This is a genomic window from Paenilisteria riparia FSL S10-1204, from assembly GCF_000525995.1.
GTDB lineage: Bacteria > Bacillota > Bacilli > Lactobacillales > Listeriaceae > Listeria_A > Listeria_A riparia.
Genome location: NZ_AODL01000006.1, coordinates 141,652 through 167,140 on the forward strand (window position 1 = coordinate 141,652; position 25,489 = coordinate 167,140).

General features: G+C 43.1%; 28 protein-coding genes and 2 pseudogenes. 2 read left to right on the top strand and 28 right to left on the bottom strand.

Going from position 1 to position 25,489, the window contains the following annotated elements; all coding sequences use genetic code 11:
• Positions 1-20 precede the first annotated feature (20 nt).
• From PRIP_RS04435 to ulaG, 7 genes are read right to left on the bottom strand one after another with little or no spacing between them, the layout of a single operon-like run.
• A complete protein-coding gene (locus tag PRIP_RS04435) occupies positions 21-740 on the bottom strand; it encodes an L-ribulose-5-phosphate 4-epimerase (protein ID WP_036099765.1) in 720 nt (239 codons plus the stop codon).
• Positions 688-1,596 (bottom strand): L-ribulose-5-phosphate 3-epimerase, encoded by a 909-nt coding sequence (locus tag PRIP_RS04440; RefSeq protein ID WP_277620076.1) that lies wholly within the window; start codon positions 1,594-1,596, stop codon positions 688-690. The genes PRIP_RS04435 and PRIP_RS04440 overlap by 53 nt, the downstream gene beginning before the upstream one ends.
• Before the next feature lies 1 nt (position 1,597).
• Positions 1,598-2,236, bottom strand: coding sequence for a 3-keto-L-gulonate-6-phosphate decarboxylase UlaD (locus PRIP_RS04445; protein WP_036099815.1), 639 nt, complete (start codon positions 2,234-2,236; stop codon positions 1,598-1,600).
• Between the two features lie 9 nt (positions 2,237-2,245).
• Positions 2,246-2,725, bottom strand: coding sequence for a PTS sugar transporter subunit IIA (locus tag PRIP_RS04450; protein ID WP_277620077.1), 480 nt, complete (start codon positions 2,723-2,725; stop codon positions 2,246-2,248).
• A gap of 2 nt (positions 2,726-2,727) precedes the next feature.
• Complete coding sequence (locus PRIP_RS04455) at positions 2,728-3,018, bottom strand: PTS sugar transporter subunit IIB (RefSeq protein WP_036087982.1); 291 nt, start codon at positions 3,016-3,018, stop codon at positions 2,728-2,730.
• Between the two features lie 24 nt (positions 3,019-3,042).
• On the bottom strand, positions 3,043-4,467 hold the full coding sequence (locus PRIP_RS04460; protein WP_036099769.1) for a PTS ascorbate transporter subunit IIC: 1,425 nt from the start codon (positions 4,465-4,467) through the stop codon (positions 3,043-3,045).
• Positions 4,468-4,505: 38 nt separating this feature from the next.
• Positions 4,506-5,570, bottom strand: a complete 1,065-nt coding sequence (gene ulaG, locus PRIP_RS04465; protein WP_036087984.1) for an L-ascorbate 6-phosphate lactonase — start codon at positions 5,568-5,570, stop codon at positions 4,506-4,508.
• A 399-nt stretch (positions 5,571-5,969) separates the two neighbouring features.
• Between ulaG and PRIP_RS17905 the strand changes: the two genes are divergently transcribed.
• The gene (locus tag PRIP_RS17905; protein WP_052008710.1) at positions 5,970-7,481 is read left to right on the top strand and encodes an LPXTG cell wall anchor domain-containing protein; all 1,512 of its coding nucleotides are present in this window, start codon (positions 5,970-5,972) and stop codon (positions 7,479-7,481) included.
• A gap of 41 nt (positions 7,482-7,522) precedes the next feature.
• Here the strand turns inward: PRIP_RS17905 and PRIP_RS04475 are convergent, their stop codons facing one another.
• The 7 genes and pseudogenes from PRIP_RS04475 to PRIP_RS17375 form a co-directional block, all read right to left on the bottom strand.
• Complete coding sequence (locus PRIP_RS04475; protein WP_036099771.1) at positions 7,523-8,026, bottom strand: hypothetical protein; 504 nt, start codon at positions 8,024-8,026, stop codon at positions 7,523-7,525.
• A 75-nt stretch (positions 8,027-8,101) separates the two neighbouring features.
• A complete protein-coding gene (gene fdhD / locus PRIP_RS04480) occupies positions 8,102-8,893 on the bottom strand; it encodes a formate dehydrogenase accessory sulfurtransferase FdhD (RefSeq protein WP_036099772.1) in 792 nt (263 codons plus the stop codon).
• A gap of 60 nt (positions 8,894-8,953) precedes the next feature.
• Positions 8,954-9,430 carry a helical membrane plugin domain-containing protein gene (locus tag PRIP_RS04485; RefSeq protein WP_036099774.1) on the bottom strand — a complete coding sequence of 159 codons (477 nt, stop codon included), beginning with the start codon at positions 9,428-9,430 and terminating at the stop codon, positions 8,954-8,956.
• Positions 9,430-12,416, bottom strand: a pseudogene (gene fdhF, locus PRIP_RS04490) (formate dehydrogenase subunit alpha). Before fdhF ends, PRIP_RS04485 begins: the two are co-directional and overlap by 1 nt.
• Before the next feature lie 375 nt (positions 12,417-12,791).
• Positions 12,792-15,521 carry a putative mucin/carbohydrate-binding domain-containing protein gene (locus PRIP_RS17365; protein WP_052008711.1) on the bottom strand — a complete coding sequence of 910 codons (2,730 nt, stop codon included), beginning with the start codon at positions 15,519-15,521 and terminating at the stop codon, positions 12,792-12,794.
• A gap of 28 nt (positions 15,522-15,549) precedes the next feature.
• Entirely contained in the window at positions 15,550-16,305 is a 756-nt protein-coding gene (locus tag PRIP_RS17370) for a M60 family metallopeptidase (RefSeq protein ID WP_052008712.1), read from the bottom strand.
• Positions 16,286-16,549, bottom strand: coding sequence for a hypothetical protein (locus PRIP_RS17375; RefSeq protein WP_206538183.1), 264 nt, complete (start codon positions 16,547-16,549; stop codon positions 16,286-16,288). The genes PRIP_RS17370 and PRIP_RS17375 overlap by 20 nt, the downstream gene beginning before the upstream one ends.
• Positions 16,550-16,794: 245 nt before the next feature.
• Here PRIP_RS17375 and PRIP_RS04505 point away from each other — a divergent pair.
• Positions 16,795-17,106, top strand: a pseudogene (locus tag PRIP_RS04505) (FtsW/RodA/SpoVE family cell cycle protein); the annotation flags it as partial.
• Between the two features lie 21 nt (positions 17,107-17,127).
• On the opposite strand, the gene aroD reads toward PRIP_RS04505, so the two are convergent.
• The 14 genes from aroD to rplF form a co-directional block, all read right to left on the bottom strand.
• Positions 17,128-17,889, bottom strand: coding sequence for a type I 3-dehydroquinate dehydratase (aroD, locus tag PRIP_RS04510; protein ID WP_036099779.1), 762 nt, complete (start codon positions 17,887-17,889; stop codon positions 17,128-17,130).
• 314 nt (positions 17,890-18,203) lie between these two features.
• Positions 18,204-18,611, bottom strand: a complete 408-nt coding sequence (gene rplQ / locus PRIP_RS04515) for a 50S ribosomal protein L17 (protein ID WP_036099781.1) — start codon at positions 18,609-18,611, stop codon at positions 18,204-18,206.
• Positions 18,612-18,638: 27 nt separating this feature from the next.
• Entirely contained in the window at positions 18,639-19,583 is a 945-nt protein-coding gene (locus PRIP_RS04520) for a DNA-directed RNA polymerase subunit alpha (protein ID WP_036088078.1), read from the bottom strand.
• A gap of 93 nt (positions 19,584-19,676) precedes the next feature.
• Positions 19,677-20,066: a 30S ribosomal protein S11 gene (rpsK, locus tag PRIP_RS04525; protein WP_036088081.1), complete on the bottom strand. Its 390-nt coding sequence runs from the start codon at positions 20,064-20,066 to the stop codon at positions 19,677-19,679.
• Between the two features lie 30 nt (positions 20,067-20,096).
• Complete coding sequence (rpsM, locus tag PRIP_RS04530; RefSeq protein WP_036088083.1) at positions 20,097-20,462, bottom strand: 30S ribosomal protein S13; 366 nt, start codon at positions 20,460-20,462, stop codon at positions 20,097-20,099.
• 18 nt (positions 20,463-20,480) lie between these two features.
• Positions 20,481-20,594, bottom strand: coding sequence for a 50S ribosomal protein L36 (gene rpmJ / locus PRIP_RS04535; protein WP_003156543.1), 114 nt, complete (start codon positions 20,592-20,594; stop codon positions 20,481-20,483).
• 100 nt (positions 20,595-20,694) lie between these two features.
• The gene (gene infA, locus PRIP_RS04540) at positions 20,695-20,913 is read right to left on the bottom strand and encodes a translation initiation factor IF-1 (RefSeq protein ID WP_036060296.1); all 219 of its coding nucleotides are present in this window, start codon (positions 20,911-20,913) and stop codon (positions 20,695-20,697) included.
• A gap of 381 nt (positions 20,914-21,294) precedes the next feature.
• Positions 21,295-21,942 carry an adenylate kinase gene (locus PRIP_RS04545; protein WP_036099784.1) on the bottom strand — a complete coding sequence of 216 codons (648 nt, stop codon included), beginning with the start codon at positions 21,940-21,942 and terminating at the stop codon, positions 21,295-21,297.
• A 67-nt stretch (positions 21,943-22,009) separates the two neighbouring features.
• Positions 22,010-23,311, bottom strand: a complete 1,302-nt coding sequence (secY, locus tag PRIP_RS04550; protein ID WP_036099785.1) for a preprotein translocase subunit SecY — start codon at positions 23,309-23,311, stop codon at positions 22,010-22,012.
• Positions 23,311-23,751 (bottom strand): 50S ribosomal protein L15, encoded by a 441-nt coding sequence (gene rplO, locus PRIP_RS04555; RefSeq protein ID WP_036065517.1) that lies wholly within the window; start codon positions 23,749-23,751, stop codon positions 23,311-23,313. The genes secY and rplO overlap by 1 nt, the downstream gene beginning before the upstream one ends.
• Before the next feature lie 60 nt (positions 23,752-23,811).
• Positions 23,812-23,991, bottom strand: a complete 180-nt coding sequence (gene rpmD / locus PRIP_RS04560; protein ID WP_003720933.1) for a 50S ribosomal protein L30 — start codon at positions 23,989-23,991, stop codon at positions 23,812-23,814.
• A 16-nt stretch (positions 23,992-24,007) separates the two neighbouring features.
• Entirely contained in the window at positions 24,008-24,511 is a 504-nt protein-coding gene (gene rpsE, locus PRIP_RS04565) for a 30S ribosomal protein S5 (protein WP_036060286.1), read from the bottom strand.
• A 21-nt stretch (positions 24,512-24,532) separates the two neighbouring features.
• On the bottom strand, positions 24,533-24,892 hold the full coding sequence (rplR, locus tag PRIP_RS04570; RefSeq protein WP_036088088.1) for a 50S ribosomal protein L18: 360 nt from the start codon (positions 24,890-24,892) through the stop codon (positions 24,533-24,535).
• 34 nt (positions 24,893-24,926) lie between these two features.
• Positions 24,927-25,463, bottom strand: coding sequence for a 50S ribosomal protein L6 (rplF, locus tag PRIP_RS04575; protein ID WP_036088090.1), 537 nt, complete (start codon positions 25,461-25,463; stop codon positions 24,927-24,929).
• Positions 25,464-25,489 lie beyond the last annotated feature (26 nt).

Genomic DNA, 25,489 nt, shown 5'->3' on the forward strand with positions numbered 1-25,489 from the left:
TAACACCATCATATCACAAACTACTCCTGGCCATAGTATGCGTCCGCGCCATGTTTCCGGTAGTAATGTTTGTCTAAAAGATAACTCGGAATCGCCGTCAAATCATGCTCCAATTGCTCCGATTGGAACGCCATATCCGCTACTTCATCTAAAATCAAGCTATGTTCCACCGCTTTTGCCGCCGTTTTGCCCCATGTGAAGGGACCGTGACTGCTCACAATCACACCTGGAACCGCAGTTGGATCAAGTCCGCGATTTTTGAAAGTTTCTACAATCACGTTCCCCGTCTCCGCTTCATAATCTTGCGTAATCTCCGTCGCTGTCAATTCGCGCGTACAAGGAACTTGACCGTAGAAAGCATCGGCATGCGTTGTCCCATAAGCCGGAATATCGCGTTTGGCCTGTGCCCAAGCCACCGCCCACTTCGAATGCGTATGCACAACCGCTCCGATTTCAGGAAATTCCCGATACAAAATCACATGTGTCGCCAAGTCCGACGAAGGCGCCAAAACATCTTCCATCAGCGTTTTGCCGTCCAAATCCGTCACGACCATGTCTTCTGCCCGCATCACGTCATACGCGACACCACTTGGTTTTATCACAATCACGCCGAGTTCCCGATCAATCACGCTCACATTTCCCCACGTTAATTTCACGAGACCTGCTTTTGGTAACGCTAAGTTCGCCTCAAACACCTCTTGCTTCAAAACTGTCAAACGCTTGCTGTCCAATGTAATCATAGCCTGCCTCCTTCCATTTTGCCGTCAAAAAGGCTACTGCATCTTTGATTTCTTCCCGCGGATTGTCACTCGTCTCACTCCACATTTCAATCAAGAAAGATCCCGCGTAGTTCTGATTTTTCAGTGTTCGGAAACAGCCGACAAAATCAACGCAGCCAGTGCCGAATGGGACATTTTTAAATTTTCCAGGCGAATCCGCCGTCACTGCAAGCGTATCTTTCACATGCACCGCCGCAATTTGCGTCATGCCGAGTGCTAGCTCTTGTCCCGCGTCATTTTCAGGCCAAGCCGACAAATTTCCGATGTCCGGATAGACGAGCAACCACGGCGAATACACTTGCGTCTTAATCTCCATATATTTCGAAATCGAGCTCATAAACGGATCATCCATAATTTCGATAGCCAGCGTCACTTGTTTTGCCGACGCCCAATCACACGCTTTGCGCAAATTCTCGATAAAAAGGGCTCGCGTTGCCACACTTTTAGTCTCATAATACACATCATAGCCCGCCAGTTGAATCACGCGAACGCCGATATCACTCGCCAAATCAATCGCTTTTTTCATCAAAACAAGCCCAGCATCGCGCACCGCCGCATCATGCGAACCGAGTGGAAAACGGCGATGACCGCTCAAACAAATCGTCGGAATCCGCACACCCGTCGCAAAAACCGCGTCCACAATCGCCAGCCGTTCCTCCTGCGACCAATCAAGCCTTGCCAGCCGCATGTCCGTCTCATCAATCGACATCTCCACAAAATCAAAACCAAGCTCCCGTGCCATTTCCAATCGCGCTAACCATGTCAAATCCGCTGGTAATGCTTTTTCATAAATTCCAAGAGGGTTCACCATTCGCATCTCACCCCCAAATCCGCGCAATTTCCGCTTTGAACTTTCGAGCCGCCTGTCTAGGATCAGCCGCATCACGAATCCCACGTCCCGCAATAAACGTAAACACATCGATCCCCGCAAAAAGTGGCAATGTTTCCACCTCGAGGCCACCCGTCACCGAAACCTTGAATCCCATCTCGACCAACCGACGAATCTTCGCCAAGTCCTTCTCGCCCCAAGTCTCACCAGCCAAAAGCGCATCACGACTTTGATGATACACCACTTGCGTCAAGCCCGCCTGCTTCCATTCCGCGGCTAGCTCAAACGTCCAATCACCATAAAGCTCCACCTGCAAATCCTGCACTTCCTTCAAAGCCGCCTGCATCGTCGGAATCGTCGCACAGCAAATCACTGTCATCCAATTCGCGCCTGCATCCGCGCAATTTTTGGCCACCGTCCCGCCAGCGTCCGCACATTTCGTATCCGCCAAAATCGTTTTTTCAGGGTACAGCGCCCGCAAACAACGCACCGCTTCCATCCCTTCCGCGAGGCACAGAATCGTCCCTGCCTCAATCACGTCCACCTCATCGCCGACCTGCGAAATCGAAGCCAGCGCCTCACTTAACACGCCATTATCCAGCGCAATTTGTAATTTTGGTAAAGCCATTCCATTCACTCATCCCTTCTCCGTCACGTACTGCGTCACATCCGCATCATCAATCATCGCCAAAACCTCCGCAACATCCCGCATCGCACCCAATCGCGCAATCACGTCCGGCATCTCAAACACCGCCACAATCTGCGGAATCGCAACACCCGTATGAATCTCCGCCGACGTCGCTGCAAGCGTCACCAATACCGACACCGCTTTCCCATCCGAAAAAGTCACCGGCTCCTTCAACGTCACCAAACTAAACGCATCCCGATTCACACCATCTTCCGGTCTCGCATGCGGCATCGCCATCCCCGGCATCAACACATAATACGGCCCATAATGTTCCGTCGAATCAATAATCGCCTGCGCATAGTCCGCGTCCACCGCACCACTTTTCACAAGCGGCGACACCGCCACACGCACTGCTTCCTGCCAAGAATCCGCGTCTGCCTGCAACAAAATCGAGTCATTATCCACCAAAGCCTGCTTCAAAGACAACATCGTCACACCTCCTCACTCACCAAACCGCTCAATTTCTCCTTAATTTCCGCATCATCCATCAAGTTATCCAGCCCAACAAGCGAGCCCTGCGTCCGCCCATCCAACTCATGAATCAAATGCTTCGAAGCCACCACAATATCATAGCCTCCCGCCTGCGATTTAGCCTCGCCAACACTACAATAATCGACCTTAAAGTCCGCCACACCGATTTCCCGCAACGCCTTTTCAATCTTCATTTTAATCACCATACTAGAACCCATTCCATTCCCACAAGCCGCTAAAACCTTCAACATTTTCATCATCCTCTTTTCTTATTTTTATTCTAACCCTTGATCGTACGCATTTCTGTCTTTCGCACGCAAATATTGCAACCACGGAATCGCCAGCAAGAACACCACAACAATCAAGAACCCGAAGCGACCTAAGTAATCCATCGCCACACCAGCCCACGGCCAGAACAACTCGAAATCAATGTTCCCATGCCAACCGCCGAACTTGTACAGCCCGAAAAACACAACCGCAAAAGCACTAATCGCCACCTGCAAAATTCCCGAAACAAACGAGCAAATCATTGCAGCCCGCGTTCCACCACGCTTATTCGCATAAATCGCAATCGTCGCATTATCAAAGAACACCGGCACAAATCCCGTAATAATCAAGACTGGCGAATGAAACACCATCAACCCAATAATCGTGATAAACTGCCCAACCGCTCCAAAAATAAAGCCAAACAAAATAGCGTTCGGAGGCGCAAAATTATACGTCGCCGCACAATCCACCGCAGGAAGTGACCCAGGCAAAATCCGATTCGAAATCCCTTGGAAAGAAGTCGTTAATTCCGCCACAAACATCCGCACCCCTTGCATCAAAATCGCTAAGTAAACCGCAAAATAAAGCGACTGCGACAAAATATACATTGGAAAAGAAGTCGTCGGCGTAAACAACGGATTAATCTCACGTAAATAATCCTCACCAAGCACCGACATAATAATCCCGAAGAACAGCAACATCAACGTCCCCGTCGCCACGATATTATCATGAAAAATCGACAACCATTTTGGCAATTTTATATTTTCAAGGTTCTTCTTAGGATCACCAAGTTTTCCAGCGACCTTATCCGTAATCCAAATCGCAAACATCTGCTGATGACCTACCGCAAAACCCGCATTCCCAGTCAAACGCTGCGTCGGACCAACCGTCAAATTAGAAGCAACCGCCCAGTATAGCCCAACGAGCACACCAACCATAATCGCCCCCGTCATATTCCGATACTCAGGGAAAATGAAGAATACTATCCACGTCACCGTCGTCGCCTGCTGCACCATAATATGTCCCGTAATAAACAACGTCCGCAACTTCGTAAACTTGCGCAACAACACAACGACAATATTAAGAACAAACCCGATTAGCAACGAAATCATCGTCCACGAAGTCGTCAAACCAATCGATTCCAACGCCGCATTCACCGCATTAAGCCCGAAATAAGGATCAATAACCGCCGCGTCCAACCCAAACCGATCCGAAAGCCCCGCTAAGATTGGCCGAAACGTCGTAACAAGCCCAGCCGCCCCAACGTTCAAGATCATATAACCAACCGTCGCCTTCACAAATCCCGCAAAACACTCATAAATCGGTTTTCGCAGCAACACATACCCAATAAAAACAATAATCCCCACGAAAAATTCCGGCTTCTGCAAAATATTATTCGCAAACCACTCAAACCCATTCAACAAAAAATCCAAGCTCACCCACTCCTTTTAAGTTTCATCAAGCTGAACATTTACAAGAACGAAGGGAACGGCATATCCGCATCCACCGCAAAAACATCGTCAAAACCACGCGGATAATGGTATTCCAACTTATCCTTATCCAGCGGGAACGTAAATTTCCCACCAACTTGCCAAATAAATGGCTTAAACTGATAATCCAAGCGGTGCTTCTTCGCTTCCCACAACATCGTAATTTCTTTCGGGTCCGCCTGAAAATTCGCCCAAATATCGTAATGCACCGGAATCACGACTTCCGCATTTAGCGACTCCGCCATCCGCAACATGTCAACAGACGTCACCTTGTCCGTAATCCCGCGCGGATTCTCGCCATACGCACCAAGCGCCACATCAATTTTGTGGTCATTTCCATGTTTAGCAAACTGATTCGAATAATGCGAATCCCCAGCATGATACAGCGAACCACCCGACGTATTGAAAAGATAGTTCACCGCCACCTCATCCATATCCATCGGCATTTTGCCAGCAAGCGTCACATCTTCCGGAACCGTCACCAACGCCGTCCGATCAAACGCCTCCAACACAACGATTTCCACATCCTTCACCTTCACAACATCGCCAGGATGCACCACAATACAGCGCTCTTTCGGCACACCCCAACCAGTCCAAATATCCACACACGCTTGCGGCCCAATAAACGGCACATCCTCCGCACAATTTTGCATCACCGCAGCCGCCGTATTAATATCAATATGATCCGAATGAAAATGCGTCACAACAAGAGCATCCAAATCCTTAATCGCAAACGGATCAATCACAAATGGCATCGTCCGCAAATTCGGCTGTAACTTCTTGCACCCGCTCATCCGCTGCATTTGGTGCCCATCCTTCATCCACTGATTCTTGCGCGTCTGTTTCCCAGTCCCACACCACAAATCCACCAACAAATTCGTGTTCTCATGCGTCTTCAACCAAATCCCCGTACACCCAAGCCACCACATCGAAAAAGTCCCCTGTTCCACAACAGTCTCCTCAATCTCCTCATTCAACCAAGTTCCCCACTCCGGAAACGTATTCAAAATCCAAGACTCTCTAGTAACCTCATTAATTTTCGCCATCTTCCCAACTCCTCATCTATTTTAGTAAGCGCTTTATTTTTTGCTATACACTTATCTTACGAGAACTAGGCACACAAAAAAAGACCAACCTATACACAGTGAGGGTGTACGTGGGTGGTCTTGTATTTGTTTAAAATCAAAAAAACCAGTCTAGCAGGGGAACTAGACTGGAAAAAAGGAGTTAAGGATTGCACCTTATAAAAAAGGGGGGAAAAATAAGGTGTTCCTTGTTTACAAATACTATATTACACAATCTTTTTAACAGACGCCCAAGAAAAAAATGAGATTTCCCTAAGAATTAGATTTTATTTTTGCCATCTATAGATATTTTGACCCTAGTAAAAAAAAAATACAACACGGTATAATGGGAACTAAGCATATTAAAAAGGGGAGACACTCATGTACATGAAAGAAAAAACGATTAGCATCATGCTTGTATGTGGACTGACGTTCTCAACAGTGAGTCCCGTATTTGCCGAAGAAATGACATCCCAACAGGATACGCAACAACAACTTGTTTTGGGAAACCATGGTATTGAAGCCAAACAGAATGTTCAAATTACGCAAGATCGACACGTCACACCTACTGACTTTGTTCAAATCTACAACCAAAAATATAAACCACAACTAACTTTTAAAGACGGTGTTGTAGCCTCGACTGAGACAGTTGGAACATTCGAAACAACCATTGTAGCTGAATACAATGATGGCACTACCGAAGAATTTGCGGTTAGCTATACTATTTTAGCCGACCCAAGCATCACACCAAATCCAGACCCTGTAACACCTACAGACCCTGAAGAAGGTCAAGACCCTGCAACACCAGTTGATCCAAATCCGGAAACACCCGTGACTCCAGATCCTGAGCCTACCAATCCTGATTCAGAAACACCGGTAACACCTGAGCAACCCGTTGATCCAGATCCAGTAACACCAGTTGATCCAGTGAAACCTGATCCAAAACCGGAAGTAACCGTACTTGCTACGGCGAAAACAAATGTGACTGTAGAACTAAACGATTCTGCGCTTGACCCAAGCCAATTCGTAAGTAGTAATGTACACAATGTGAAACTAAGCTTTGACACACAACCCGTAACAAACACACTCGGTACACATTCTGTACAAATTTTAGCGTCTAAAGGTTCTGCAACACAGACAATTACAGTGAATTACACAGTTGTAGATACAACGAAGCCGTTCATTCAACCACAACAGGACATCTTCTATGTGTGGCCAAATGACGAATGGACTGCCGATGAACTTGTAACAGCAACAGATAATTCAGGATTCGTGAAAGTTTATTTCCAAAATGGTCAAACATTGTTAGACACAACAACGCCCGGCGCTAACAGCACAGTTATTGTCGCTGAAGATGCGAACGGCAATATCTCTACAATTGATTTCCAATATCAAGTTATTTCTGTAGCGGGAATGATGCTCTACTCTTCGCCAACTGTTAACTTCGACCAGAGTACAGACACAGATATCTACGGCGGTACTGAGCCAGACACAACACTTTTCGTTATTACAGAAGATAGTGAGGAATTACTAGCTGATACACGCGTTGACTATTCTGGTGCATACCATGCTGTCCTTTCTCGTCCATTACAGCCGGGCGAAACAGCATACCTAATCGCAGTAGATGATAACGGCGGTGTCAGTGACGTAACACACTACACTTACGGTTCCAAACAAATTCCAAAAGTAAAAGCAGAGTCTATCGTTAAGTCTGCCACAAATTCACAAACAACAACAACAACGACACCTAACAACAGCCCATCGAACGAAGTCGTCGCTACAAAAGTTGACAAAGACTTGCCAAAGACTGGCGATTCCAATTCGAAAGGCCTAACTGTTATCGGATTATTACTTTCCGCAACAGCACTTCTTTACTTGAGAAAACGTTCATAAGAAGTTAAAAACCTAGATTCACTCGCGAATCTAGGTTTTTTCTATGTGAAACTGCTAAGTCTTCCTACCCAATGCTCTCCAAAACCAACTGCATGCGTCTTACTCCCCATCTCATCGAAAAACAACAGCAATTCCTCTTCCTCGATGTCAACCCACAACTGTCGCTTCACTTTCTTCCGCATTAATAAAGTCGTCGTCACAACTTCTTCTTCCCAACGCAAGTTCATATGATTCGTTAAGAAAATGTACATTTCCAAACCAGAATTTTGATAAATCTCCATCAAGTGTAGCATTTTAGGATAGTTTGACGGCACATTTTTAACAAGTATGTACTTCTTTTTGAGCTGGACTTCCTCGCAATCAAGCTCTGGGAATTCCATTTCGAAGTCCGCTAACTTCCAGATTTTTGACGTGAATAAAATGGCTAAATTGCTTTCATGAAAAGTTTGTTTTTGGAGTTTTTTCAGGATGTGAGGTTCTTTGGAAACTAGGTGGAAGTGGTCTGCGGGGATTCGGAATGGGAAATATTTGTCCAATGGGTTCATCAAAAACGCCTCCTAACTTCTTTATTAGAACGAAAAAAACGCCAAACTCCCAAAAATGAAATTCAGCGTTTTAGGCTAATTTTCTATAATGCGTTCGTGCCCACTGTAAACACTGAAGCCATCCCCGCGAATAAAACCAACTGCCGTAATGTTCAGTTCTCGTGCCATTTCAATCGCGAGTTCCGTCGGTGCCGAGCGTGATAAAATGATGCCACAACCAATTTTCGCCGTCTTTACGAGAATCTCTGAAGAAATTCGACCACTAAAAATAATCGCCTTATCGCTCATCGAAATATCATTTTTCAAACAGTGTCCGTAAATCTTGTCCAGCGCGTTGTGCCGTCCAATGTCCATTCGCACGCAAATGACCTCATCACGACTGCAAAGCGCGGCGTTATGCACACCACCAGTTTGCCGAAAAATATCCGAATCCGCTTCAAATCGTTGCATCAAATCAAAAATCTCCGCTGGCCGCAACTGCAAATCCGTCTCATTCCGTGACTCCACCAATGACGCGTCCGACTGAAAATAAAAGTTCTCCCGCGATTTCCCGCAGCAAGACGTGATATAGCGCTTCGCACGGTATTTCGCATTGAATTTATTCACAAAATTCGCTGTCACCTTAACGTGCCCCGTCGCCTCAATCATCTCAATCCGATCAATGTCCGCTATCCCTCGCACTATCCCCTCTGAAGTCAAAAATCCAACAACTAAATCCTCCGTATATTCCGGCGTACAAACAATCGTCACCAACTCATCATCGTTCACATAAATCGTCATCGGGTATTCCACAGCCACCGTCGCCACATCATCAAACATATGCCCCTCTTTAAAACGCCGAATCCCAAGCCCTGCCGTCGTTTCCATTCCCATCACCGCCTATTAAAAACCCCAGATAGCGTTTGTAAGCACCATCTGGAGTCCTAATTATTTCAGTTCCTGACCGACACCCTTCAAAAATGCCAAACCATAGCGTAGCGCCCGATTTACATCAGGATCTTTCATCGCCTTCGCCAAGCCAAAAAGTCCAAGTGTTGTATCGTCCTTCAAGCTTTCGTTCGCTTTCGCTTGCGCATTTGCAAGGCCTTCCAGCAATTTCTCCGTCTGTTCCGGTTTTGTATCCGTTAATAATTTTCCGCTAATCATCAAATTATTAATTGCATTCGTTGCAGGTTCCTTACGCGCCTCGTTTAAGAAGGTCGTCGCAATGTCTTCTTTCGCTTTCAAAGCGCTAGTTATCATGTCCAGCGCACCAGAATCGTGCAGTGCCTTCACAAGCTCCAAAGCCTCTAAGAAAGCCGCGTCTTCCGTCACAATCTGATCTTTAATCGCCGCCATTTTCTCTTGTTTTACTTCATCTTCCGTCTTTTCCACTCGGCGGATTTTAGAAATCGGTTCTGCCATCACGCTTCACTCCCTTTCTTACAGCCGCAGCTACCACCACATGCACAATTATGTTTTGAAATCGGTTTATAATCCGCACGCGCCCATTTACGCTCAATTTCCACACCATTTTGCGGGAAACGTTTCGCATTACGTGGATTATGTTTTGGCAACGGATTATCGCCACATTTTTGCAATACTTCTAGGGATACTTTCGTTTGTTTATAAGCTGGCGTCTTCGTTCTCACATCGCCCGCACTAGACGTCAACAAGTTCACTGCAGTTTCATGGCTGACCGAGTGCATCGGCAAGTAAACCTCGTTTTCGCGAACCCGATCCGTTACCACCGCATGAACCTTGATATGCCCATAAGGCGAACTCAAGCGAACAAGCGATCCATCTTCCACGCCACGTTTTTGCGCAAGTTCCTTCGATACCTCAACAAAAACTTCCGGTAATTTATAATCCAAGCCCTTCGTTTTATGCGTCAAATTCCCTTCATGGAACTGCTCCAACAAACGACCATTATTCAACGTCAAATCAAATTCTTTCGGGAACTCAATCGGCGCAATGTACGGCAATACCGAGAATTTCGCCTTGCCATCAGGGAAGTTAAAGCGTTCCTCATAAAGTAACGGCATATCTACACCATCCGCCGAAACTGGCCAAACCAAGCTATCAAAGCCTTGCATTCGGTCATAGCTCACACCAGCAAAGAAAGGCGCCAAACTTGCAATCTCATCCATAATTTCGCTTGGATGACTAAAGTTCCAATCACCACCACACGCATTAGCCACTTCTTGAATAATCCACCAGTCCGGTTTCGAATCACCAAGCGGTTCCAACACTTCATATAGGCGTTGAATCCGACGCTCCGTATTCGTAAATGTTCCTTCTTTCTCAAGCGAAGGCGATGCCGGTAAAACAACATCAGCAAACTGCGCCGTCTTCGATAAAAAGACATCCTGAACCACGAAGAAATCAAGTTTTGCAAGCGTATCTTGAACATGGTTCGTATTCGAATCTACCCAAGCCATTTCTTCCCCAATTAAATACATCGCTTTAAGCGTACCTGCCTCAATTGCATCCAGCATTTCGTTATTTTTAAGACCTGGTACTTCCGAAATTTCCACGCCATAAGCTTCCGCAAAACGAGCGCGAACTTCCGGATTTAGAATCGACTGCACACCGGGTAAAACGTTCGGCAATGAGCCATATCACAAGCCCCTTGCACATTATTGTGCCCACGAAGCGGATACGCACCCGCACCATGACGACCAAAATTCCCAGTCACAAGCAGCAAATTCGAAATAGCCGCCGACGTATGCGACCCCGCAATATTTTGCGTCACACCCATACCCCAACAAACCGCTGTGCCGTCTGCTTCATGAACCATTTGCGCCACATTTTTCAGCGTTTCAATCGATAAGCCAGTTTCTTTTTCCGCGAATTCTAGCGTGAATGGCTCCAAGAACGACATGTATTCCTCTACATTCGAAATCCGTGCCTCCATGAATGGCGCATCATGCCATCCTTGGTCGATAATATATTTCGCAACCGCCGTCAACCATACAAAATCCGTGCCTTGTTTTGGTCGAATAAACAAATCGGCGCGTTCTGCCATCTCATGTTTCCGCAAATCAGAAACCATTAATTTCTGTCCGTTCAATTTCTGCGCGCGTTTCATTCGGCTCGCTAAAACAGGATGCCCATCCGCAGGCGAACAACCGACTAAAATAACAAGACCAGCCGTCTCAATGTCTTCTGCCGTTCCAGAATCCGCCCCAATACCAACCGTATTCGTTAAGCCATCCGAAGCTGGCGCCTGACAATAACGCGAACAATTATCCACATTATTCGTTTCAAAAACCTGACGCGATAATTTTTGCATCAAATAATTCTCTTCATTCGTTGTTTTCGAAGATGAAATAAAGCCGAGCGAATCACTGCCGAACTCATCACGCAAACTACCAAGACGTTCCGCAATCAAAGCAATCGCTTCTTGCCATGACGCCTCAACAAATTCATCTCCTTGGCGAATCAACGGTGTTGTCAAACGTTGACTACTGTTCACAAAGTCCCAACCAAATTTACCTTTCACACATGTTGCAAACTTGTTCACAGGGCCTTCACCAGTCGGCTCCACTTTCAAAATTTGACGCCCCTTCGTCCAAACTTCAAACGAGCAACCAACACCACAGAACGTACAAACTGTCTTCGTTTTCTTCATACGCGTATCCCGCATCGATTTCTCCATCTCAGACAACGCAAAAACCGTTTGATACGGCGGTTCCACTTTTTTAACCATATCGATCATTGGTTCCAGAACTTCCTCACCAATTCCCGTCATAAATCCAGCTTGACCAAGCATCGATTTCTCCATCATCGCGTTACACGGACAAACCGTCGAACAAAGCCCGCATGACACACACGACGAAAGGTTCGCTGGACGATCATCATCCCAAATAACACGAGGCTGCGGCCGATCCCAATCAATCGACAACGTCTCGTTCACCTGCACGCTTTGGCAAGCCTCCACACAGCGCCCACAAAGAATACACTGATCCGGATCATACCGATAAAACGGATGCGAGAAGTCATTCAAATACCCCTTCTCACGGAAAGGCCGTTCCTGCGTCTGCACACCGAGCATTTCTGTCGTATTATGTACCCGGCAATTCCCATTATTATTATCACAAACCGTACAATACAGCATATGATTTTCCAAAATCCGATCCATCGCCTCTAATTGCGCCTCTTTAGCCTTAGGCGAATCTAATTTAATATCCATACTATCTTTAAATTCCGTACTACAAGCACGCATCAATTCCCCGTCGACCTCACACATACAAGTGTCACAAGACTGAATCGCACCCATCTGCTTGCTATAACAAATATGCGGATGCGCCACGCCCTCATCATTCAAAAAATCTAAAATCCGAGTCCCTTCGTCGACCTCATGCGCCTTATCGTTAATCTTCACCGTAACTTTCACCTTCGAACCCATCCAAAATCCCTCCTCGAAAACTAAAAACTAGTACCTTCTAGGAAAACCATTAGGAAACGTTTCCACTCGCCTACCATTATATCAGTTATTGTGAAAAAGAGATAGTCAAACGTTAATTGATAATCGTTCTCAAACATACAGCTATGCGTCTTTAGCACCCATCCACCACTTTGTGAAAAAATCTCAAAAATCTTTGTTTTAGCCATTACAAAATCATATTGCATTACGCCTAATTACCGTTCAATCGCACAGATTTAGCTTTATTAGCTAGTTCCTTCCAGTGCAACATATTAACGCAAAAGCAACACGCTTCTAAACTTTATAGAAACGTGTTGCTATATTATTACTATTATCCTTTGTTGCTACTAATGAGATTCAACTCACTTTATATTCTGGACTAATTAGTTGCACTCCTGCATAAGTGGATATAGCGCGAACCATTTCTCCTCTTATTAAGGCTGGAACGGTAACTTTCCATGCTCCTAAATCGTCTGCTTTTACTGTTTTCGCTGATGTAGCGTTTCCTATCCATACCTCAACACTAGCGCCTGGCATTGCTTTGCCTTGTATGGATGTATCACCTTCTCTAAGCAAAGAGGTTACTTCTGGTGAATCTTGCGCCAGTTTGGGAACATCTGCTTCTGAAACAACTTTTATGCCATCCTGTGCTAGCTGATATCTAACGATTTTTTGATTCGCTAACCGCTTTTGGCTCTCTATATTTTGAATAATTAGTCGATGGCCTGCGCCCTCTTCATGAACAACCGTGATATAGTCGCCTAAGTTTAGATTCACTTTATCAACAGAAGCTGCGTACTCTTTCCTGCCCCAATAATTTTTCACATATTTTTTCGCTCCGTCCGCACCTTGCACAAGGACTGTAGCGTATCGTTCTGCGAAATACAAATGCGGCGCCGTTTTATTAGTATTTACGGTCAGTTGTCGCTCTTTTGTAGAAAGATTCATTGTAGCGAAAACGGCATTGCCCAATCCTTGTAAAGTAAATTTAAAATTATCTCCAAGATTCATTGGGTCGACATGGTATATTTCACTATCTGTGTAAACATCATCTATTGTCGCTCTTAGTTGAACTGTTTGCTTCAATGTCAGTGCTGGTATAGTCGCTTCCCAGTTGCCTGATGCATCTGCGGATACCGTTGCTTTTTTCACTCCATTCACCAGTACATCTATCGTTGCTTCTGGTGCTGCTGTCCCATTTATTCTTGTTTCACCAACTCCAAGCCACGATTGGATAGTCGGCATCACAATCACTTTATATATTGGGCTAACTAATTGCACACCATCATAAGTGGCTGTAAATCGAACTATCTCTCCTCTTACTAAGGCTGGAACGGTGACTTTCCATGCTCCTAAATCGTCTGCTTTTACTGTTTTCGCTGATGTAGCGTTTCCTACCCATACCTCTACACTAGCGCCTGGTGTCGCTTTACCTTGTATAGATGTATCGCCTTCTCTAAGCAAAGAGGTTACTTCTGGTGAATCTTGTGCCAATTTTGGAACATCTGCTTCTGAAACAACTTTTATGCCATCCTTCACTAACTGATATCTAACCGTTTTTTGATTCGCTAACCGCTTTTGGCTCTCTGCATTTTGAATAATTAGTCGATGGCCTGCGCCCTCTTCATGAACAACTGTGATGTAGTCGCCTAAGTTCAAATGCACTTTATCGGCAGAAGCTGCGTATCCTTTACTACCCCAATAATTTTTCACATATTTTTTCGCTCCGTCCGCTCCTTGCACGAGGACTGTAGCGTATCGTTCTGCGAAATACAAATGCGGTGTCGCTTTATTAGTATTTACGGTCAGTTGTCGCTCTTTTGTGGAAAGATCCATTGTAGCGAAAACGGCATTGCCCAGCCCCTGTAAAGTAAATTTAAAATTGTCTCCATAGTTAGGTGCGTCAAATAGCGCTTTATACTTATCTAAATATTCATTCTTATTTTTTTCATCTAGTAGATTAATAGCATGTAGTAAATTTTTCTTCTCAGTCAGATAAATCAATGCTATATCACTTATATTTTTATCTTGCACTAAAACATCACCATACGCATTGATTTTCTTTATTAAATCTTGTTGCGCATCATTTTGCAATTGATGGTTCACAAGTCCCCATTTGGTCATTGTCCAAGTGTTCATTCGTTCTCGAACACTAATCGCCTCATCTGTGGTTAAACGTGAAGGCTCCACATGTTCAATTTGGATTCGATATCCTTCTTTTAAAGAAAACTCAAAAGTCCCCGTTTTAACACCTATTCCATTCATTCTGTTTTGATAGACGACATTCCCTTGTGTATCTTTTACTTCTATAGCGGCATAAAGATTTTGACCGAAATAAACATGTGGATCAGTAGCAAAGATTGATAAAACACCCTGTTCTTTTTGCATATTTGTATTAAATTCTGCAAATTGCACATTACCTAGTCCTAGAAACTTGATTTTTTGATTTGTTAAATCCGTTTTCTTACTATTTTCGATTGGAATTTTAGCTTGATTTTTGGCTTCTTTGACGTAAACGTAATGCTGTTTCACCGAATAGTCTTTCATGATATCACCAATGAAATTAACCGTATAGACTCCATTAGGAAGATTTTTAAATTGTACTTGCTTATCCTGAATAAATTGCTCCTGAACTATGTGTTTCCCATTTTTAATTTGAATTTTTGTCCCTTTTAAATCTTGCAGGTTTTCCGTATCAAGCTCAATATCTAAGTCTCCTGCTAAATTAAGTGCAGCAATTTCTGCATTAGTTACCATTGTGAAATTGGAGCGTATCGTAACATTAGGATCAACAAGTAGACGAGCTCTCGGCAACTCATTTTCAGGTATGATATCAGCAAGAGAAGCTATCGGTGTGTATTCCCTACTGCGATTAGTTGCAGGCTGATTATCCGTTAATTTAGTTCCCCACCGTTCTAATACAGTTGTAAAATCAAAACCACTATTCTCACTATAGTAATGATTTAGTAGATTAGGCAACGTATACCGGCTAATATCAAAACCAGCCTTATTAGCATCCGCGCGATATCCTTGATACAGCTTGGTGAACGCCTCATTTCCAGCTTTTTGTTTTAATAATGCGAGCAAAATTAGTTGCTCTCTGAGACTAGCAGAACTATATGTCCCAAAATTTTTTAACCATTTTTGTGTACAAATTATTTTCTATTTGTGTCTTATAGCCTATCCCGAACATCCAGCCAATGCGGTCTGCTTCGTCTTTACCGTATGTGTCATACTCATATTGCGCACCAAACAAGTTGTTAGATACTTCTCCTGTGTACATCCCTCGATTATCAAGACTTGTTTGATACCCGTGAGCAATTTCATGTAACGCTCCCCAGCTACCTTTTGTCAGCCACATTCCAACTGTATTACTACTCTGCGCTGTCCAGTATGGACCATAGTATGCGCCACCAGCTCCATTTGCATCAGCTTTCATGAAATATCTATTTTCCCCAACTCGATTAACAGGAGAGGAATTATCAAACCCAGCCATATCATTATTCAATTTAAATATGCCATTAAAATACTCAATTAAGGCATCTAAATTAGGAAAACCACTCAAGTTTCTAGCCAAGTTTTTATCTTTTTTCGGGATAAGTAGCTGAAAATCTTTGTCTGTAATTAAACCATACTCTCCATCGTGATTATCCCAAGTGTTAAAAAATGTAGCTTGATTACCACCATATTTGTAAATTGGTAGTGGCTTTTGTTCAACATCACTATCAACTTCATATTCTAATGTAGCTCCTATTTCTCCATAAGGCGTATCAACAAATGGCACCAATGCCTTTCCTGCTTCAATAGTAACCCAATTAGAACCAACTATTACAGACTTCTCCGCCTTACTATCATCTCCAAGCAACCGCAAAGTTAAAAGAACCCTTAAAATTTACATTAACTTGTCTTACTTTTAATTTCGTATTTTCTTTTAAAATAAACCCTAAGTCCTGGCGATCATGATGTTTACCTCTCCCCATTCCCGACTTAAATATCCATGTCGGCTCCTCTAAACTAAATATTTCTCTACTATGAATTTCGCCAGCTTCCACCCGTATATTTCCCAAAACTAAAAATATACAAGAAACAAAAAATACTACTATCCATTTTCTCATTTTTTTCACTCCTCCCATTTCTCCCTTCTAAAATATATCCTTCCTCTACATCTAAATTATCATAATTGTCCTCACATTGCTGTAGCGTAAATATGTATTTTAAACCTACCTGCACAGATATGATAACGCTTACTATAAAAAATGAAATAAATTTTCACATTCAAAAAAACAGCCTCCGCTCTACTCCCACATTCCCAAACATCATTAGGGAAACTCCCTTGACACAAAAATCGATGCTACGCTAGAGCTATCAGTTCACACGCGTCTACACATGGCTGGATCCTGCGAATGATCCGAATACCTTCTATCAAATCATAGTCACAGCTCTCAGCATGAAAAATAAATTCTCTACCTACGTTATCGCTGGTTTTGCCATGATGTTCGCATTCAACATTTTCGAAAACATCGCCATGACAATCGGCATGATGTCCCTAACTGGAATTCCGCTTCCCTTCATCAGTTACGGTGGTAGTTCCATACTCGGTAACGTGCTTGCACTTGGTACCATGCTTGCCGTCATTAAACCTGACAATAAAGAAACCCTGCATAACGCATAATAACGCTTTGCAGGGCTTTCCTCATTTATTGCTATGTAGCACATCCAGCACTTTCTGTAACGTCTCCACCTCTATCTGACCTGGCGCAGAGGCTTCTCCAACACTGGCAAAGGTAAGTGCGGAACCAAAGATTTCACCACTCAGACGTGACACCAAGCCAAGGCCTCCCATCGACATCGTAATTACAGGCCGATTCGAAAACTCTGTCATCATCCGATTCGTCGCACAAAGTAATATTAGAACGTCAGCGGCATTATGAGGCATTACAGCAACTTTTGGTAAATCCGCGCCGAATTGTTGCATTTTGACAAGCCTTCCGACGATTTCTGCCTCACTCGGTGTTTTTTCAAAATCATGGCTAGACATAATAACTTTCACATCGTATTTCTTCGCTTCTGCAACGAGTTCTGCTACCTCCATATCGCCCATAAACAATTCAACATCTACCGCATCAGCATAACCTGAAGCGATTGCCATCTTAACGAGCGCCATATAATGTTCTAAACAAAGTGTCCGCTCGCCGCCCTCTGCCTCACTGCGGAATGTGAAGATCAATGGCTTCTCAGGTAGCACTTTTTGAATCTCTCTCAAAACAACACGAACCGCCTCCAAATCCTCCACAAGATTATAAAAGTCAGCGCGCCACTCTATTACATCGAACTCCACATCCCGCAAAGCCTTCACTTGCACCAAAATGCCGTCCAATGTTCTACCAACAACAGGTACACAAATTTTTGGCTTTCCTTCACCAATCACCAAGTTCCTCATGATTACTGGCTTCATTCCATCACTCCCAATCCCTCTATCATTTTCTCTATTATATCTAAGCTCCACGCTTTCCACAACACAAAAAACCGATCTCATCACAAGACCGGTTCTCCACTATGTAGCAAGACAAGCTTTTATCGAGTAACATGTTTGCCATGGGACTAAACGCCGCTCATCACGTACTCGCACTCATTTAAAAGAAACTTCTAAACAAAAAAAAAGCCTGCGCTCCCCTTACAACCACATTTGGCGAAGGGGAAACACACAGAGCTAGACAAAATAGCGCAACGCTACTTTATCATAACACTCCACTTGCTTTAACACATGAATTATACTAATTCAATGATAACCATTGGCGCACCGTCACCGCGACGAGGACCTTTTTTCAAGATACGAGTATATCCGCCTCGACGTTCCGCGTAGCGTGGAGCAACATCATCAAATAATTTTTGCAAAGCGTAAACTGGACGATTCTTAGTCACAGTGTTACCATCTTTGTCTTTCACTTCTTTTTGTACCACGTTAACAACTTCGTGACGTACAAAAGCAGCTGCTTGACGACGAGCGTGCAAGTCTCCTTTTTTACCAGAAGTGATTAGTTTTTCAACGATTGAACGAATCTCTTTAGCTTTTGCTTCAGTAGTTTCGATACGTTCGAAAACGATTAAATCAGTCGCTAGATCACGTAGTAGTGCTTTACGTTGAGATTTAGTACGACCTAATTTTCTGTAACCCATGGATTTCCCTCCTTCACAAAGTAAAAATTAATTTTCGTTACGTAATCCTAAGCCAAGGTCAGACAGTTTCACTTTGACTTCTTCTAAAGATTTACGACCCAAGTTACGAACTTTCATCATATCATCCTCAGATTTGTCAGCTAATTCCTGTACCGTATTGATTCCAGCGCGTTTCAAGCAGTTGTAAGAACGAACTGATAAGTCCAATTCTTCAATTGTCATTTCAAGCACTTTCTCTTTATGGCTTTCTTCTTTTTCAATCATGATTTCTGCTTTTTGTGCTTCGTCTGTTAAGTCAACAAAAATATTTAAATGCTCTGTAAGAATTTTTGCTCCCAAGGAAACAGCTTCTTCAGGGCTAATACTTCCATCCGTCAAAACGTCAAAAGTTAGCTTATCATAATTCGTGGATTGTCCAACGCGTGTTGTTTCTACTTGATAATTGACACGGATAACCGGGCTAAAAATCGAGTCTACAGGCAACACACCGATTGGCATATTTTCACGTTTATTTTGATCCGCAGGTGTATAACCACGACCACGTGCCGCGTTTAGGCGAACATGGAATTTCGCGTTATCACTAAGCGTAGCAATATGAAGGTCTGGATTCAGAATTTCAACATCGCTATCATAGTTAATATCGCCAGCAGTTACTACTCCTGGGCCTTGCATATCAATTTCCAAAGTCTTATCGTCTTCGGCATACACTTTAAGTGCAAGTTTCTTGATATTTAAAATCATCGTTGTTACATCTTCTACTACACCTTCGATGACAGAAAACTCATGAAGAGCTCCATCAATTTGGATAGATGTCACTGCAGCACCAGGAAGAGAAGATAACAGAATACGACGTAAGGAGTTACCCAAAGTTGTACCATATCCACGCTCTAGTGGCTCTACAACAAACTTTCCATACTTGGCATCATCGCTGATCTCAATCGTCTCGATTTTCGGTTTTTCAATTTCGATCATTCAAATTTACCCTCCTTCAAAACGTCTCTTTTGCTAGATCCTTATGAAGAATCTCGTGACAATAGTTCAAGTTGCAAACAAAAATACGACTACTTATACACGACGACGTTTTGGAGGACGACATCCATTATGAGGAACTGGAGTTACATCTTTAATAGCAGTTACTTCTAAACCAGCAGCTTGAAGAGCACGAATTGCAGCTTCACGTCCTGCGCCAGGTCCTTTAACTGTTACTTCCAAAGTTTTCAAGCCATGTTCTTGTGCTGATTTTGCAGCAGTTTCAGCAGCTAATTGCGCCGCGAAAGGAGTTGATTTACGTGATCCTTTGAAACCTAATGCTCCTGCACTTGACCACGCTATTGCATTACCGTGAGTGTCAGTAATCGTTACAATTGTATTATTGAATGTAGAACGAATGTGTGCAATACCAGCTTCGATATTCTTTTTCACACGACGTTTACGAGTATTTGTTTTACGAGCCATTCACTAACTACCTCCTTTACTTACTAATGATTATTTCTTCTTACCTGCGACCGTTTTTAATGGGCCTTTACGAGTACGTGCGTTGTTCTTCGTGTTTTGTCCACGAACTGGTAGACCACGACGATGACGCATGCCACGATAAGAACCGATTTCGATCAAACGTTTAATATTCAAGTTCACTTCACGACGAAGATCACCTTCAACTTTGATTTTGTCAACTAGTTCACGGATTTTACCAAGTTCATCCTCAGTCAAATCGCGAGTACGAGTATCTTCAGAAACTCCTGCTTCTTTTAAAACATCTTTAGCCGTTTGATTACCGATACCATAGATGTAAGTCAAAGATATTACAATGCGCTTCTCGCGCGGAACATCAACACCTGCAATACGTGCCATTTACAAAAGCACCTCCTCTTATCCTTGTTTTTGTTTATGTTTCGGATTTTCACAAATTACCATTACTTTACCTTTTCTGCGAATAACTTTACATTTCTCACAGATTGGTTTTACTGATGGTCTTACTTTCATGTAGATATACCTCCTTGTTTAGTAGAGAAAATGTCTCTATAAACCGATAAAAACTAGCTGGCGAACCAGACCGGTATATAATTTCATTTCCGACAAATTATTATTTGAAACGGTAAGTGATTCGACCACGTGTCAAGTCATACGGGGAAAGCTCAACCGTTACTTTGTCACCTGGTAGAATACGAATATAGTGCATACGGATTTTGCCAGAAACTGTAGCTAAAACAGTATGACCATTTTCTAGTACAACTTTGAACATCGCGTTAGGCAATGTGTCTTCCACTGTACCTTCCACTTCGATTACATCTTCTTTTGCCATAGGTTGCTACCTCCTAACTTCTTTATAACTGGACCATTTACAGGTCTGCCATTTCTTTTCGCGTAAAAATTTATTACATGAAAAAACGCTAGACATACCAAAATTGTTCCCCACGACAAGGAATTAATTTTATACATCTTCAGACAATCGGTAAGTACGGTCCCGCAAAAATGGAAGTACAAGTGCATCTGGCTCGATTTCGAACGCCTTCTTCACTATTTCCAGTAGCATTCCTATTTATCCAGATGATCTTCAGACAATCTCTCGTTCATCATGTTTCGCATAGTTGTTACTCATTCTACTGCCAATTATCCATTATACTACAAAACAAAATATTTTGCACTACCTAGACACCGACGGCAGATAAGCGATGATTCCTTTTTAGAATGAAGTAAGAATCTTATTCACATCTTCGAAAACAAGATTGATATCTTGCTCACCGTTGACTGCAAACAACGTTCCTTTTTCACCATAAAAATCTAATAATGGTTGCGTCTGTTTGATATTAACATTCAGGCGATTTTCGACAGTTTCTGCTTTATCGTCTTCCCGTTGGTAAAGTTTCGCACCATCCACATCACAAATCCCCGCTTGTTTCGGAGGATTGAATACTTCATGATACGTCTTACCACACGTTGGACAAATCCAACGGCCAGTTAAACGAGTCATCAGGCTATCTTTATTCACTTGAATATTAATAACAGCATCAAGCTTCGTTCCTAGATCAGATAAAATCTTCTCTAGTTCTTCGGCTTGTTCTACCGTTCTCGGAAATCCGTCAAGCAGGAATCCATCTTTAGCATCATCTTCGGCTAAGCGTTCACGAACGATACCGTTTGTCACATCGTCAGGTACTAAATTACCGCTGTCCATGAAGGATTTAGCTTTTAGTCCTAATTCTGTGCCATTTTTTATTGCTGCGCGGAACATGTCCCCAGTTGAAATGTGAGGAATATTGTATTTCGCAACAATCTTTTCAGCTTGCGTACCTTTACCGGCACCGGGCAGTCCCATTAACACTAATTTCAACTGTATCGCCCCTTTTATTAGTAGCACGTCGGAGCACCAAGGATTCATCCCCAGGCGTCCCGCGTGTTTATTTGATAAATCCTCGGTAATTTCGTTTCACAAGTTGTCCTTCTAATTGTTTTGTTGTATCAAGGGCTACCCCGATAACAATCAGCAAGCTCGTACCACCAATGGCGATCGATTGCGGTAGACTGAATACGGAAGCTCCGATTGTAGGCAAGATTGCTACTACAGAAAGGAAAATCGCACCAACAAAAGTCAGACGGTAAAGCACACTCGTAAGATACGCTTGTGTTTCACGACCCGGACGTTTACTTGGGATATAGCCGCCTTGTTTCTTCAAGTTATCTGCAACTTTCTCAGGGTTAACTTGGATAAACGCATAAAAGTAAGTAAATGCGATAATCAAGGCCACATATAGACACATACCAATCGGTTGCGTATAGTCAAAAATTTGTTTTAAGACTTTTACAACTTGGCTGGTTGAGTCAACGAACGCAAAGCTCAAAATGGTTTGTGGTGTAATGATAAAGGCACTTGCAAAGATTACCGGAATAACCCCAGCAGAGTTAAGTTTCAATGGTAAATGCGTTGCTTGCGCTCCACCAGTTTTTGCACCAGCGACACGTTTTGAGTATTGAATTGGAATCTTACGCAACGCTTGTTGGAAGTAAATAACGAGCACGACGATCGCTAAAACTGCCACCACAATTGCTGCAAGAATCAAGATGTGAATAAATAACTGATCGCCCGCGTCTTCAATTTGCGATGCATAGAGAGAACGTACACCGTCAGGAATACGTGCTACGATACCAGCAAAGATAATAATGGAAATACCATTACCAACGCCACTTACAGTAATTTGTTCACCTAACCACATCAAGAACATTGTACCCGTTGTAAGAACAACTGCAATTGCCAAGTATTGAGGGATAGAAGGATTAATAATAAAGCCAGAACCACTCAATCTATTGAACCCAAACGCCATACCGAAAGCTTCGATAAGACCAAGTCCAATCGTTAAATAACGCGTCAATTGATTTGATTTCTTACGACCCATCTCACCTTGTTTTGACCACTCAGTGAGCTTAGGCACTACGTCCATCTGTAATAATTGTACGATAATCGATGCAGTAATGTAAGGCATAACGCCCATCGCGAAGATCGAGAAGTTCTTCAGCGCACCACCGTTGAAAGTGTTTAGAAATCCTAAGATTCCACTTTCCATCGATTTTTGGATTGTAGCCGCGTCTACTCCCGGTACAGGAATAAATGTCCCGAGACGGAAGATGACAAGCATAGCTAATGTAAACATGATTTTTTTACGTATGTCAGCAACTCTGAAAAAATTGATCAACGTCGAAAACATTAGATCACCTCAGTTTTTCCACCAGCAGCCTCGATAGCTTCCTTAGCAGCCGATGAGAATTTGTTAGCTTTCACAGTAAGTTTTTTCTCGATAGCTCCGTTAGACAAAATCTTAATTCCGGATTTTGCATTACGAACGATACCTGTTTCAATTAATAATTCAGGTGTTACTTCTGTACCTTCTTCAAAGCGATTTAAAACATCAATATTTACAACAGCATACTCTTTGCGATTGATATTTGTAAAACCACGTTTTGGAATACGACGGAACAATGGTAATTGTCCACCTTCGAAGCCTAGGCGTACACCGCCACCTGAACGTGCTTTTTGACCTTTGTGACCGCGTCCTGATGTTTTACCGTTACCAGAACTCATACCACGACCAACACGATTACGCTCTTTACGAGAACCTTCTGCAGGTTTAAGTTCGTGAAGTTTCATGTCAAGCACCTCCTCCTAATTTACGATTTTATTCGGTATTTCTTTTCATTATTGAATAGCTTAAACTTCTTTAACGTCCACTAAATGACTTACTTTAGTGATCATCCCACGAATTGCAGGATTATCTTCTTTTACAACAACAGAATTAGTTTTTCCCAAGCCTAGAGCTTGAACTGTTTTGCGTTGTGGTTGAGGGCGTCCGATTAAGCTACGTTTTAGAGTAATTTCTAATTTCGCCATAACGTTGATTCCCTCCTTATCCTAGCAATTCTTCAACTGTTTTGCCGCGTAATTTCGCAACATCTTCAGCTTTTTTAAGTTGTTTAATACCGTCGAATGTAGCGCGAACCATATTGATTGGTGTGTTAGATCCTAGTGATTTACTAGACACATCAGCAACACCGGCAAGCTCAAGGACAGCACGAACTGGACCACCAGCAGTTACACCAGAACCGGCACTTGCAGGTTTTAGGAGAATTTCTCCACCACCAAAATGACCGATTGCTGTGTGTGGGATTGTAGTGTCAACAGTTGGTACGAAGATCATATTCTTCTTAGCGTCATCAATTGCTTTACGAATCGCATCTGGTACTTCTTGTGCTTTACCAGTACCGAATCCAACATGACCGTTCTTATCTCCAACGACTACGAGCGCTGAAAAACGGAAACGACGACCACCCTTAACTACTTTCGCAACACGGTTGATAGTAACTACGCGTTCTTCTAATTCTAATTTGTTTCCATCGATTTGTTGAGGCATGTAAGTTGTCCCTCCTTCTTATTAAAATTCCAATCCATTTTCACGAGCAGATTCAGCTAAAGCTTGTACACGACCGTGGTATAAGTAACCTCCGCGATCAAATACGACAGCTTTAACGCCTTTTTCTGCAGCGCGTTTTGCAACGATTTCGCCAACTTTTGTAGCAGCGTCAACTTTAGACTCAGCTTTAGGGAAATCTTTATCTACGTTAGATGCGCTAGCGATTGTTACACCGTTAACATCATCAATAATTTGAGCATAAATGTTTTTGTTTGAGCGGAAAACGTTCAAACGTGGACGAGCTGCAGTTCCAGAAATCTTAGAACGAACACGGCCATGTCTTTTTTTACGCACTTTATTTTTGTCGATTTTGGTAATCACACGACTCACCTCTTCTCTTAGCCTTTATGCGGCATTATTTACCAGTTTTACCTTCTTTACGACGTACAAATTCGCCTTCGTAACGGATACCTTTACCTTTATACGGCTCTGGTGGGCGTACGGAACGGATATTTGCAGCCAATTCGCCAACATGTTCTTTGTTAATACCGCGAACGATAACTTTCGTATTCGCAGGTACTTCTACTTCAACACCTGGACGAGCTTCGAATTCTACTGGATGAGAGTAACCTACGTTTAAAACAAGTTTAGTACCTTGTTTTGCAGCACGGTAACCGACACCAATAAGCTCAAGAGTTTTTTCGTAGCCTTCAGATACACCGACAACCATGTTATTTAAAATAGCACGTGTCGTACCATGAAGCGCACGGTGTGTTTTATTGTCAGAAGGACGAGTTACGTTAATCTCGTTTCCTTCGATATTGATTGAGATATCTGGGTTAAAAGTTTTTACTAATTCACCTTTAGGACCCTTAACAGTTGCTGTTGAGCCATCTAATGTTACAGTAACACCAGCTGGAATAACAATTGTTTTTTTACCTATACGGGACATTTATTGCACCTCCTTGTGATTTTCTG